Source organism: Streptomyces zaehneri (assembly GCF_032248645.1).
GTDB classification, from domain to species: domain Bacteria; phylum Actinomycetota; class Actinomycetes; order Streptomycetales; family Streptomycetaceae; genus Streptomyces; species Streptomyces coriariae.
Map to the genome: position 1 here is coordinate 1 of NZ_JASTTJ010000007.1, position 11822 is coordinate 11822.

Sequence of the window (11822 nt, forward strand, 5' to 3'; positions counted from 1 at the left end):
CGGCTGGCCGTACCCCTGCGGGGGGACGCCCTGCGGCGCCTGCTGGCCGTAACCGGGCTGGCCCTGCTGGGGGTAGCCGTAACCGGGCTGCCCCTGCTGGGGGTTCTGCGGCTGACCGTAGGGGTCGTTGGGCGGGCCGAAGCTCATGGCGATTTTCCTCCGTTGCACAAGCGGGGACGACGCGGAGTGCGCGGAGGAACATCTTCAGATGAGCGGTTTGCCCCCCAACACCGACCGCATACTGCGGAGACCCATCGTTCTTGGACAGGTGTGCTCCTGTCCAGCCGCATTCCGCAGGCTTTGTGCAAGTGCAACCTTCCCGATCATGGCCGAAACGCCACCGTGCGGACCCGTCGTTGGGGGTGGCCGGAGCCGGGTTCGCCGGTGCCCGGGTTCATCCGGATTGGAACCGGGGGCCCGTCATCCGGGAGGATGGGTCCATGACCGCCCAGATTCTCGATGGCAAGGCCACCGCAGCCGCGATCAAGTCCGATCTGACCGCCCGGGTGGCGGCGCTCAGGGAGAAGGGTGTGACGCCCGGACTCGGCACGATCCTCGTCGGCACCGACCCCGGCAGCCAGAAGTACGTCGCCGGCAAGCACCGCGACTGCGCCGAGGTCGGCATCGCCTCCATCCAGCGCGAGCTGCCCGGCACGGCCACCCAGGAGGAGATCGAGGCGGTCGTCCGCGAGCTGAACGACGACCCCGCCTGCACCGGCTACATCGTCCAGCTCCCGCTGCCCAGGGGCATCGACGAGAACCGGATCCTGGAACTCATGGACCCGGCCAAGGACGCCGACGGCCTGCACCCGACGAACCTCGGCCGGCTCGTCCTCAACGAGCCCGCCCCGCTGCCCTGCACCCCCAACGGCGTGCTCACGCTGCTGCGCCGGTACGGCGTCGAGATCAAGGGCGCCGAGGTCGTGGTCGTCGGCCGCGGTGTCACCATCGGCCGTTCGATGCCGCTGCTGCTGACGCGGCGCAGCGAGAACGCGACGGTGACCCAGTGCCACACCGGCACCCGGGACCTCTCGGCGCACCTGAAGCGGGCCGACATCATCGTCGCCGCGGCCGGGTCCGCGCACCTGATCCGGGCCGAGGACGTCAAGCCGGGCGCGGCCGTGCTGGACGTCGGCGTGTCCCGCAACGCGGAGGGGAAGATCGTCGGCGACGTCCACCCGGACGTCCGTGAGGTGGCCGGCTGGATCTCCCCGAACCCCGGTGGCGTGGGCCCGATGACCCGTGCCCAGCTGCTGGTCAACGTGGTGGAGGCGGCGGAGCGCAGTGCCCACTGACGGAACCACCGGCAAGGCCGGGAACCTCGACGAGACCGACTGCGCCGACGTCACCGACGCCGGCAGCAGCAACAACAGCAACAGCGGCAGCACCGACAGCGGCAACAGTGCCGACCTCACCGAGGGCATCGACGGCATCGAGGTGCGGGACCCGGTCAGCGCGCCCGACGCCGACGGGGTGCCGCGTCGCACCACCCGCCGCTTCCCGCTGTTCACCCGGGACACCGCGCGTCCCGAGGGCGGCGGCCGGGCGGCGCCCGGTGACGCGCTGGCGGCCCGGCAGTGGCCGATCATCGTCGTCCTGGGCATCGTCGCGCTCGGTCTGCTGGTGACCGCGCTCGACGTGTTCCGGATCGGCACGATCCTGATCGGTGTCGGGCTGCTGGTCGGCGCGGTGATGCGCTGGCTGCTGCCCGGGGTCGGCATGCTCGCCGTCCGCTCCCGCTTCACCGACATCGTGACGTACACCGTGCTGGGCACGGCGATCGTCCTGCTGTCGCTGATGGCGCAGCCCAACCCGTGGCTCCAGATCCCCTTCCTCAAGGACACCCTGCACTTCACGGTCAGCAGCTGAGCCGAACCGGGCTCGGTACAGCGCGACGCGTCGGCGGCCCGTCCCCATCCCCCGAGGAGGACGGGCCGCCGACGCGTTCCACGTTCCACCCTCCTGAACTGCCTGTTCAACAGTCGGCCGGTCGCTGTGGCACGGAGGTGACCGTTCCGCCACCGTGTGCGCGCCCCGCCACAGCCGCACCCGCTGCGGGAACCGTCCGGCCGTCCCGCGTCGTCCCCCCAACGGATCGAAGGAAAGGTGGGCGGGATGGGCGCCTGGCAGCCGCTGCCGGACGGGCTGCCGTCGGAGGTACGGCACTTCGTGGAGCAGTTGCGGCAGCTCAAGGACGGTACGGGCCTCAGTCTGGCCTCGCTCGGCGCGCGCACCGCGTACAGCAAGTCCTCCTGGCAGCGCTACCTCAACGCCGTCCAGCCGCCGCCCCGGCAGGCCGTCGCCGCGCTGTGCCGGGTGGCGGGTCTGGCCGGTGCGGACGCCGAACGGCACGTCGTGCGCTGGGAGCTGGCCGTCGAGGTCTGGCCGCGGCCGGCGCCGGTGAACCCGGCCGAGGAGTACCGCGACGACCCGACGATCCCCTGGTGGGAAAGCCTGGAGGAGCCCGCTGCGCAGGCTTCGACCCGGCCCGCCGGACGCCTGCTGCTGTACGCGGCCCTGTTGCTGCTGGCCCTGCTGTGCACCGCCGTCGGGGGAGCGGTCGTCTTCGGCTGACGTGCGTTCGTCGTGCGGAGGCGCGCTCGTCGTGTCGATACGTTGACGGTTCGGGTATGTGTCCCGAATCGTCTCGGCATCGGGTTTAACGTGGCCGATGGGGGATTTGGCGGAGGGAGGGGGGTTCGATGGCTCGCTGGAGGGCTCTGCCCGGTGAACTCGACCCGCAGGTGAGGGAGTTCGCCGAGCAGTTGCGGCGGGTCGTGGACCGCACGGGACTGAGTGTCGCGGCGGTGGCCGACCGTACGGGCTACGGCAAGACGTCCTGGGAGCGGTATCTCGACGGCCGGCTGCTCGCACCGAAGGGCGCGATCGTCGCGCTGGCCGAGGTCACCGGCACGCCTCCCGTCCATCTCACCACCATGTGGGAACTGGCCGAGCGGGCCTGGAGCCGCTCGGGGACCCGGCACGACCGGACCATGGAGGCCGTCCGGATCTCCCAGGCGCGGGCCGCGCTGGGGGAGTTCGGGCCGGCGCCCGATGTGCGGGAGTTCGACGCCGGCCGGATGGCGTCGACCCCGGGCGTCGCTGGACCGGCGGGCGTGTCACCGACGATGCCGGTGTCGCGGGAGACGCGGCGGACGCGGGAGGCGCGGGAGAAGCGCGGTTCCGCGGGGGGCGCCCCGGGTGGTTCCGGCCCACGGCGCACGACGCTGTTCCTCGCGGGGGTCGTGGGTGTCGTGACGATCGTCGTGGGCGCGTTCCTGCTCACCGACGGAGGGGACCCACGGCAGGCGGTGGGCACCACCAAGTCGCCGTCGCCCGCCTCGGCGGCGCCGAGCACCGCGCTGCCCTCCGGGGTGCTGTGCGCCGGCTCCGACTGCACGGGCCGGGACGCGGAGGAGACGGGGTGCGGTGGCGACCTCGTGACGACGGCGAAGACCGCGACGGTCGGGACGACCCTGGTCGAGGTCCGCTACAGCGCGACGTGCGGGGCGGCCTGGGGCCGGATCACCCGGGCCGCGCAGGGCGACGGGGTGCGGGTGACCGTGGGTGCGGTGCGGCAGACCGGCGCCGTCACCGAGTTCGGCGACACGATCGCGTACACCCCGATGGTGGCGGTGAGGAGCGCGGCGGACGCGACGGCGTGCGCGGTGCTGGCGTCGGGACAGCAGGGGTGTACGCCCTGAGGCGGCCGGACGCCGGGCCGCGCGCTGGGCCGAACGGGTGAGGTGAGCGGCGTCGGCGGAAGCCGCGCAAAGAAAGTCGGAGCGGGCAGGAATACCCGCCTTGGCCCCGGGCACGCGAAACGTACCCCCACGGGAGTCGGGCGCGACCCGATACCCCCTCCACGGCGGCCGCTCGGTTCCACCTCTCCCGGACCGGCGGCCGCCGCCTTCCGCACGGCCGGGGCCTCTCCGCCCGGACGGCCGGGGCCTCTCCGCCCGGACGGCCGGGGCCTCTCCGTCCGTACGGCCGGGGCCACCCCGTCGGGGCGGCCTGGACCACTCTGTGGGACGGGCCACACAACCCCGGACGCCCGGGATCCCGACGGCGCGATAGCCTGACCGCTGGTTGGATCTCTTGATACCAAGAGATCGATCATTTGTACGTCCCACCAGGGGCAGGGACGCCCCACCGACAGCTGTCATACGGAGAACGCCATGACCCGCACTCCCGTGAACGTCACCGTCACCGGCGCGGCCGGCCAGATCGGTTACGCCCTGCTCTTCCGCATCGCCTCCGGCCAGCTGCTCGGCGCGGACGTGCCGGTCAAGCTGCGCCTGCTGGAGATCACCCCCGCGCTGAAGGCCGCCGAGGGCACCGCCATGGAGCTCGACGACTGCGCGTTCCCGCTGCTCCAGGGCATCGACATCAGCGACGACCCGAACGTCGCCTTCGACGGCGCCAACGTCGCCCTCCTCGTCGGCGCCCGCCCGCGCACCAAGGGCATGGAGCGCGGTGACCTCCTCGAGGCCAACGGCGGCATCTTCAAGCCGCAGGGCAAGGCCATCAACGACCACGCCGCCGACGACATCAAGGTCCTGGTCGTCGGCAACCCGGCCAACACCAACGCCCTGATCGCCCAGGCCGCCGCCCCGGACGTACCGGCCGAGCGCTTCACCGCGATGACCCGCCTCGACCACAACCGCGCGCTGACCCAGCTCGCGAAGAAGACGGGCTCGACGGTCGCCGACATCAAGCGGCTGACCATCTGGGGCAACCACTCCGCGACCCAGTACCCGGACATCTTCCACGCCACGATCGCCGGCAAGAACGCGGCCGAGACCGTGAACGACGAGAAGTGGCTGGCCGAGGACTTCATCCCGACCGTCGCCAAGCGCGGCGCGGCCATCATCGAGGCGCGTGGCGCGTCCTCCGCCGCCTCCGCCGCCAACGCGGCCATCGACCACGTGTACACCTGGGTCAACGGCACGGCGGACGGCGACTGGGCCTCCATGGGCATCCCGTCGGACGGCTCCTACGGCGTCCCGGAGGGCCTCATCTCCTCCTTCCCGGTCACCACCAAGGACGGCTCGTACGAGATCGTCCAGGGCCTGGACATCAACGAGTTCTCCCGCGCCCGCATCGACGCGTCGGTGCAGGAGCTCGCGGAGGAGCGCGAGGCGGTCCGCGCCCTCGGCCTCATCTGAGTCCTGCCGGCCGGTCCCTGACCGCTGCCGACCGTTTCCGATCCCCGGGTGGCCGTGGCCGCCCGGGGATCAGTGCGTCCGGGTCCTCACGACCCGCTCGGCCAGGTCGAGGAACTCGTTCAGGGTCGGCGGCCGCAGCTGGCTCAGCTCCCGGTCCTGGAAGCGCGGCGAGCTCAGCGCCCGGTCGAAGGGGACCGCGATCACCTGGTTCACGCTCACCCCGATACGGCTTGCCAGAGCGGCCGGTACGCGCCGGGCCGAGGGCCCCTCGACCTCGGTGACGACGATGATCGCCTCGTCGGCCAGCCGCCAGCGGCGAGCGGCGCGCAGCCGCTCGAGGACCTGCCGGGCGGCGGTGAGGAACCAGTCCGCGGTGCCGCAGCACAGGATCAGCCGGTCGGTCAGGTCCAGCACGGTGTCCGCCGAGTCGTCGAGCCGCTGCGGGGCCCAGTCGGTCAGCACGAAGGAGTAGAAGGGCTCCGTCCGGGCCAGCACGTGCTCATAGGCCTGGGCGTGCACCAGGTTCGGGTTGGCGTGGCCGGTGGGGTGCGCGGCCACTTCCAGCCCGGACGGCAGACGGGTGGTGAGGGCGCGGACCTCGTCGTACGGGGAGTCGGCGGGAAGACCCGCGAGATCGCGCACGGTGGCCGGGTTACGGTCCGTCAGGAAGCGTCCCAGGGCACCCTCGTGAGCCGCCCCGTCGAGGGCCAGGACGGGCTCGCCCCGGACGGAGGCGAGCAGGGAGCCGAGCACCATGGTGGTGGTCGCCCGCCCGCTGTAGTGGTAGGCGCCGACGACGGTGAGGCGCCTGCCGTGGCGCAGCGGCGTCCGCAGCCGGGCCAGCCGGGCCTCCGCCGCACGGCGGGCGGCGCCGAAGCGGGGCGGGCGCAGGGCCGGCGGCGCGCCGGCGCCCGCCGGAGCGGCGGCCGGCGGCAGGGTGAGCGGAACGCGCTCCGTGGGCAGTGCGTTGACCGCGGACGCCGGCGGGACGGTGCGGGTGACGCGGGACTGGGCGATGTACCGGGCCAGGACGTCCGCGACCTCGGCCGCGCTGGGCCGCTCGGCCGGGTCGGCGGCCAGGCAGCGCAGGACGCGCCGCCGCAGTTGCTTCCAGGTGTCGCCCTGCCACAGGTGCATGCCCTCCGGGCGGCCGGGCAGTTCCCAGCCCGCCTTGCTGCTGACGATCTGGAGCAGCTCGCCCAGCGCGCGCACGTTGTCCTCGGGGGTCGGCGTGGGCCCGGTGCCCGCGTACGCGCCGTCCACGGCGCAGTCGGACAGGTCCGCGAGGACGACCGACCGGCGCAGCACGTGGATGTTCTCGGCGTTGAGGTCCGTGAGGACGATTCCGTGCAGGTGGCACAGGGCCAGGGCGCTGGCGAGGTGCCAGCCGACGACCAGCGCGGTGATCTTGTCGAAGGGGGCGCGGCCCCCGGCGTGGGCCGCGTTGAAGATGTCCGACAGGACCGCCAGGCTGGGCTGCTGCGGGCCGTCGCCGATCGGAGCCACCGCCAGCCAGGGCCGGTCGTCGCGGACCCCGGTGGCGAGCAGGGCGGGGGCGTACTGGCCGCCCAGCCGGCGCAGCGCCTCCGTCTCGGCCGCCAGGGCGTCGCCGGCCGGGAGTTCGGGGCGCGGGGTGCGGACCAGGGCGCGGCCGCCCTGCTGGTCGACGCCCTCGTACTCCACCGTTCGCCGCAGTCGTCGGCGTCGCAGCAGCAGGTACGGTCCGAGGTGCCGCGGGTCGTCCTCGATCAGCCGGGTCCAGCCGTCCGGCGAGTCGGCGCCGCGGCCGCGCCCCGCTTCCAGCCCCTGCGCCTCCCGCTCGAACGACACCCCGAAGCGGGTGAGCAGCCGGCGTTCGACGCTGGTGAACGGGCGGTGGCTGCCCGGGAGATGGGCTGGGCCGTCCGGGTGGGCGAGCCAGGCGGGGAAGTCGGGTGAATGGCCCGCGAGTCGTTCCAGGCGCTGTCCGATGCTGCGGCTGGTCCTGAGGAGTTCGGCCTGCGGAACCGCGTCCAGGAGCACCAGTCTGGAGGTGTCGGAGAAGTCGAAGACCTGGTGTTTGGCGGGCAGCGGCCCCGGCACCGGGGCGGGGTGCGGCCGCATGAGTCCGCCGAGGAAGACCTCCGCGAGGTGGGAGGTCCGGGCCCGCCACGGGACCGCCGTCTGCACGAGCCGCATCACCGGCACGGTCAGCGGCGACACGGCCGCCAGATGCGCCGCGAGCCGGTAGGCCTCCGGGGTGGCGGCGTCCCGGAAGTGCTGGGCGTCGCCCGGGTCGGGGGCGGGTCCGGCCGCGCTGTGCCGGCCGGGCCGGGACAGCAGGGGCAACGGGACCGTGGCGCCGGGGGAGGCGAGGAGATGGGCCCAGTTCCGCAGGGAGGCGGCCGTCGGCTCCAGGACGGGTACCGGCACGCCGTCGAAGGGGGCGAGATCGGCCGGGAGGACCGGGTCGGTGATCTCCCAGGAGGTGTTGGCTCCGCCGATGCGCCGGGTCGTGGCCTGCCAGCGTTCGGCGTGGATGCCGGATCCCTCCCACAGGTCGGGCGGGAGCGTGTGCAGCACCGCGGTGGGTCCGCGCGAGGCCCACTGCGACAGCAGCCCGTGCAGCGAGCCGCTGCGCCAGGAGGCGCCCGTGCCGTCGCTGACGACGAGGACGAGGGTGTGTCCCGAGGGGTCGCTGACCGAGCTGAGCGGCACGGGCGGGCTGTCGTGCCGGAAGGGGCGGGCGTGCAGCCGGGGTTCCTGAGCGTTGCGGGTGTCGAGGCCGAGGACGCGGTTGGTGGCGAAGGCGCCGAGCCGTTCGAGGAGGGTGCGCAGTTCCGCGCCGAGGCGGTGCCACAAGAGCATCGACAGGCCGTCGTCGACGAGCAGCACCAGATGCAGCCACCTTTCCTGCACGGGCCGTTGCACCACGTCGGGCAGCCGGGTCTCGGCGAGTTCGGCGGCGGTGCGCTCCTCGTCGATCTCCAGACGGTGCGGGCTGGGGCGGCGGCGGCGCAACGGCCGGAGCGCGCGGGCCAGAGCCAGTTCGGCCGCGAGGGCCTTGTCCTCGGGCACCCGGACGGGCATCGCCCGGTTCGGCTCGGTGCTCGGCCGCAGCCGGATGTCGGGCAGCCGCGGCGGTGCCGGACGGGCCGACCCGTACAGCGAGGACGCGGTCAGGTCGGGCAGGTCCGGGTCGTCGGGGTCGGGCGGAGTGCGCTCCCGGTCGGCCGCGTCGGCCTCGGGCGCGGACGGTTCGGCGTCCGTCGGGTGGCCGGCGGCGGTGGACCGGCTCAGCGGGGTGGCCGCTCCGGAGGGCAGCGCCCTGGCCAGCCACAGCACGTCGAGTACCTGGTCCGCGTCCAGCTCGTGCCCGCAGGCCCGCAGCACCCGCAGGGCCTGCGCGAGCCGCGCACCGCCTTCCTGGGCCCCGGTCACCGCACCCCCCTGGTCACGGCCGCCTCACATCGCGCCGGTGAGCTGGTGCAGTACGGCGTCCAGCAGGCCTTCCGCGTCGAGGTCGACGCCTCCGGTGCGCAGGAACACGGCGTTGAGGAGCTGGTCGGTGGCGAGTTCGCCGGGGGCGCGGCGGCGCAGGAACGCGTCGATCAGATCGTCGGCCTCGCGCAGCGCCTCCTCACCGAGGTGGGCGGTGACGATGGCGCGCAGCCGTGCCTCGTCGGGCACCGGCAGGTCGAGCCGGACGCAGCGGCGCAGGAAGGCGGGCGGGAAGTCGCGCTCGCCGTTGCTGGTGATGACGGCCACCGGGAACTCGGCGCACTGGACCCGTCCCTGGCGCACCGTCACGGTGCCCCGATGGTCGGCGGTCTGCACTTCCACCTCCGCCATGTCCTCGGGCAGCCGGGTCAGTTCGGGGATGTCGAAGTAGCCCTCCTCGAAAACGGTGAGCAGGTCGTTGGGCAGGTCGACGTCACCCTTGTCCATCTCGTCGATGAGCAGGGCGCGGGGCGTGGCGCTCGGTACCAGCGCGGTGCCGAGCGCGCCGAGCCGGATGAACGTCCCGATGGACGGCTCGCGTTCGCCCCGGTCGCGACTGAGGGTGGTCTCGCGCAGTCGCCCGATCGCGTCGTACTGGTAGAGCGCCTCACGCACGGCCGACCGGCTGTTGATGGACCACCGCAGCAGCTCGCCGAGCCGCAACTCGTGCGCGACGGCCCGCGCCAGCGAGGACTTGCCCGTGCCGGCCGGTCCGGTGACCAGCAGCGGACGGCGCAGGTGCAGCGCGGCGTTGACGACATCGGCGTGCTGCGGCTCGATCAGGTAGGGAAGTTCGGGTCGCACGGCCGGCGTCGGGCTGAAGCGCCGCCATGGCGGGGCCGAGGGCAGGTCGACGGCCCGCGGGACGCCGTCGCCGCGGAACAGGCGCCAGTCGGCGCCGGCCCCGGAGTCCTCTGGGGAGGTCATGCGCTCTCCTGTGGTTCGGTCAGGTGCAGCCGGGGCACCGTGCGGTCGGCGTCCGCCCAGGCGAGGACCGGGCGGCCGGGGAACTCCGGAGCGCGTTTTCCCTTGGCGTTGGCCCGGTAGACGCGGACTCCGTCGGGCAGTTCACGGGTGGCGACCGCCTCCATGTGCCGGACGACATGCGACGACGTCGAAGAGGTGGACGCAGTGGGGGCCGCAGAGGATGACACCGGGGGCGAGGACGGTGCGGAAGTGCGCGAGGACGCCTCCGTGCCGTCCCCGCGGTCCCACACCACCACCGGTATGCCCACGGCGAGGCAGATCTGGACGATGGCGTCGCGCGGGCCCGGGGGGACGTCGACGCAGACGCGGACCGTGTCGAGCCGGCCCATCAGCTCGTAGTAGATCTGGTGCGGGTCCTGGGAGGGGTCCGAGACGACCAGCGTCTCCCCCGAGTCGAGCTGCCTCCACCGCTCACGCCAGTCCGGGAGGAAACGCTCGTGCCGTCGCAGCAGTTCCGGGCAGTGCACCACCAGCGGGAACTCGACCCCGAGCACACCCGGCACGATCTCCCCCGGCGACTGGGCGGCCCATTCGTCGACCGGGAGATTGAGGTCGGCGCGGTCCACGAGGACCTCGACCAGCGGCCGCGCCCCGTCCGTGGCCGAGGGCGCGAGGGATTCCAGGACGCGCATCAGTTCGCGTGCCGCTCCCGACGCCGTGAACGCGGCGGAGCTGTCGGTCGACACCTGCCGCGGCCCCGTGCCCTCGTCGCACCACACGCGCAGCCGGTGACGCCCCCGCCCGGCTCGCGTCACCTGGGCCAGGACCCGCACCCGCCGGGCCCCGCCGCGCAGCATCCGGGCCCAGTCCTCCGCGTCGGAGCGCCGCTCGCGCAGCGCCGCCGCGGGGATGCCGAGCCGGCCGGCCACCGCGTCCGACCACAGCCGCAGGTCCGCCTTGCGGGGTTGCGGACAGAGCGCGGCGATGTACTCGACGACCCGCAGCAGCGCCGGGACCCGGGGCCCGCCGTCGTCGGAGTGGCCGTCCCCGGGCAGCGTCTCCAGACGGTCGAGGACGACGTCGAGGGTGTCCCCGTCGGCGGGCACCGCGACCCGCTTCGTCGCCTCGCGCACCGCTTCGGGGAACCGCGCGAGGACGGGCCGCTCGACCCGGCGCAGCACCTGGTGCAGTCGGCGGTGCTCGCGCGGCGCGAGCAGCAGTGGCGTGTCGGTGAGCCGGCCGGCGACCAGGAGCCGGTCGGCGGAGCCCGGATCCCTGGGCCGCAGGATCTCGACCAGGGCGGGCAGCGCACGCGGGTGGGTGACCAGGAAGTCCGCGAACTCCTCGACCGCGGGCGGCGTCACCGGGCTGCCCGGCTCGATCCCGCACTCGTGCGCGAGCCGGCGGGCGGTGTCGCCGAGCGTGTACGGCGACGCCAGGACGTTCCGCAGCGCCAACACGAGCATGCCGCGAGCGGGGTCGTCGGACTCGGCGCCCCCCGCGTCACCCGCGTTGCCCGGGTCTCCCGTGTCGAGGACACCGAAGGGCCGCAGTTCCGCCTCGACCCGCTGCCAGGGGATGCCCCAACTACGTCGGATCAGGTGCTGCGGGGAGGCCGGGAGGGGTACCCCGCCCGGATCGCACGGCGGCATGAAATGCGCGGCGACGAGTCCCACGACCGCCCCGTCCTCCTCCGACCACAACGGGCCCCCGCTGTAGCCGGGGCCGACCGCCATACCGGTGCTCTTCCCGTCGAGGTAGCCGATCGGGCCGTCCAGAGCGGCGACCCGAAGATCGGCGAAGGTCGCGCCGTGCCCGCTGCCGTGCCAGGCCCGCACCTGCTGGCCCGGCGCCATGGCCGCACGGGGAACCGGGGCGGGGATGCCGCCGAGCGGCGCGTCCACCCGCAGCACCGCGAGGTCACCGAGCCACTCGCTGTCGCCGTCCCGGACAGCGCCGCCGTCCCGCGCACGCGGGGCGATCCAGTGCACCACGCGCGCGGGAAACCGCTCCGTGCCGCGCGGCCCGTCCAGCGCGACGAACACGTCGTCGAGCCTTGGTGTCCTGGCCTCGAACAGATCCCTGCCCAAAGCGTCGTTGACGACATGTGCGCAGGTCAGCACCGTGTCGATGCCGAGGATGACCGCGGCGCCCGCCGGCGAGCCGTCGGCCGCCCGGCACACGGACGCCACGCGTGACCTCGTCTCCTTGTCGCCGGACGCCCCCACGGCCCTGAACCACCCCATG

Annotated in this window: 8 protein-coding genes; 5 read left to right on the forward strand and 3 right to left on the reverse strand. The window is 73.8% G+C overall.

Going from position 1 to position 11822, the window contains the following annotated elements:
* Positions 1–440: 440 nt before the first annotated feature.
* The 5 genes from QQM72_RS13435 to QQM72_RS13455 all read left to right on the forward strand — a co-directional run bounded on the left by QQM72_RS13435 (position 441) and on the right by QQM72_RS13455 (position 5168).
* On the forward strand, positions 441–1295 hold the full coding sequence (locus tag QQM72_RS13435) for a bifunctional methylenetetrahydrofolate dehydrogenase/methenyltetrahydrofolate cyclohydrolase (RefSeq protein WP_314221095.1): 855 nt from the start codon (positions 441–443) through the stop codon (positions 1293–1295).
* The gene (locus QQM72_RS13440; protein WP_314221096.1) at positions 1285–1869 is read left to right on the forward strand and encodes a DUF3017 domain-containing protein; all 585 of its coding nucleotides are present in this window, start codon (positions 1285–1287) and stop codon (positions 1867–1869) included. The genes QQM72_RS13435 and QQM72_RS13440 overlap by 11 nt, the downstream gene beginning before the upstream one ends.
* Before the next feature lie 246 nt (positions 1870–2115).
* Positions 2116–2574 carry a helix-turn-helix domain-containing protein gene (locus tag QQM72_RS13445; RefSeq protein WP_314221097.1) on the forward strand — a complete coding sequence of 153 codons (459 nt, stop codon included), beginning with the start codon at positions 2116–2118 and terminating at the stop codon, positions 2572–2574.
* Between the two features lie 128 nt (positions 2575–2702).
* Complete coding sequence (locus tag QQM72_RS13450) at positions 2703–3704, forward strand: helix-turn-helix domain-containing protein (protein ID WP_314221098.1); 1002 nt, start codon at positions 2703–2705, stop codon at positions 3702–3704.
* A gap of 474 nt (positions 3705–4178) precedes the next feature.
* A complete protein-coding gene (locus QQM72_RS13455) occupies positions 4179–5168 on the forward strand; it encodes a malate dehydrogenase (RefSeq protein ID WP_020131101.1) in 990 nt (329 codons plus the stop codon).
* A 69-nt stretch (positions 5169–5237) separates the two neighbouring features.
* Here QQM72_RS13455 and QQM72_RS13460 read toward each other — a convergent pair whose 3' ends face one another.
* The 3 genes from QQM72_RS13460 to QQM72_RS13470 are packed head-to-tail and all read right to left on the reverse strand — an operon-like array spanning position 5238 to position 11821.
* The gene (locus tag QQM72_RS13460) at positions 5238–8588 is read right to left on the reverse strand and encodes an SAV_2336 N-terminal domain-related protein (protein WP_314221099.1); all 3351 of its coding nucleotides are present in this window, start codon (positions 8586–8588) and stop codon (positions 5238–5240) included.
* A 24-nt stretch (positions 8589–8612) separates the two neighbouring features.
* The gene (locus QQM72_RS13465; RefSeq protein ID WP_314221100.1) at positions 8613–9575 is read right to left on the reverse strand and encodes an AAA family ATPase; all 963 of its coding nucleotides are present in this window, start codon (positions 9573–9575) and stop codon (positions 8613–8615) included.
* A complete protein-coding gene (locus QQM72_RS13470) occupies positions 9572–11821 on the reverse strand; it encodes a VMAP-C domain-containing protein (RefSeq protein ID WP_314221101.1) in 2250 nt (749 codons plus the stop codon). Before QQM72_RS13470 ends, QQM72_RS13465 begins: the two co-directional genes overlap by 4 nt.
* Position 11822 lies beyond the last annotated feature (1 nt).

Coding starts and splice junctions, on each gene's coding strand:
- QQM72_RS13435 (WP_314221095.1), top strand. CDS start 441: ATGACCGCCCAGATTCTCGATGGCAAGGCCACCGCAGCCGCGATCAAG.
- QQM72_RS13445 (WP_314221097.1), top strand. CDS start 2,116: ATGGGCGCCTGGCAGCCGCTGCCGGACGGGCTGCCGTCGGAGGTACGG.
- QQM72_RS13450 (WP_314221098.1), top strand. CDS start 2,703: ATGGCTCGCTGGAGGGCTCTGCCCGGTGAACTCGACCCGCAGGTGAGG.
- QQM72_RS13455 (WP_020131101.1), top strand. CDS start 4,179: ATGACCCGCACTCCCGTGAACGTCACCGTCACCGGCGCGGCCGGCCAG.
- QQM72_RS13465 (WP_314221100.1), bottom strand. CDS start 9,575: ATGACCTCCCCAGAGGACTCCGGGGCCGGCGCCGACTGGCGCCTGTTC.
- QQM72_RS13470 (WP_314221101.1), bottom strand. CDS start 11,821: ATGGGGTGGTTCAGGGCCGTGGGGGCGTCCGGCGACAAGGAGACGAGG.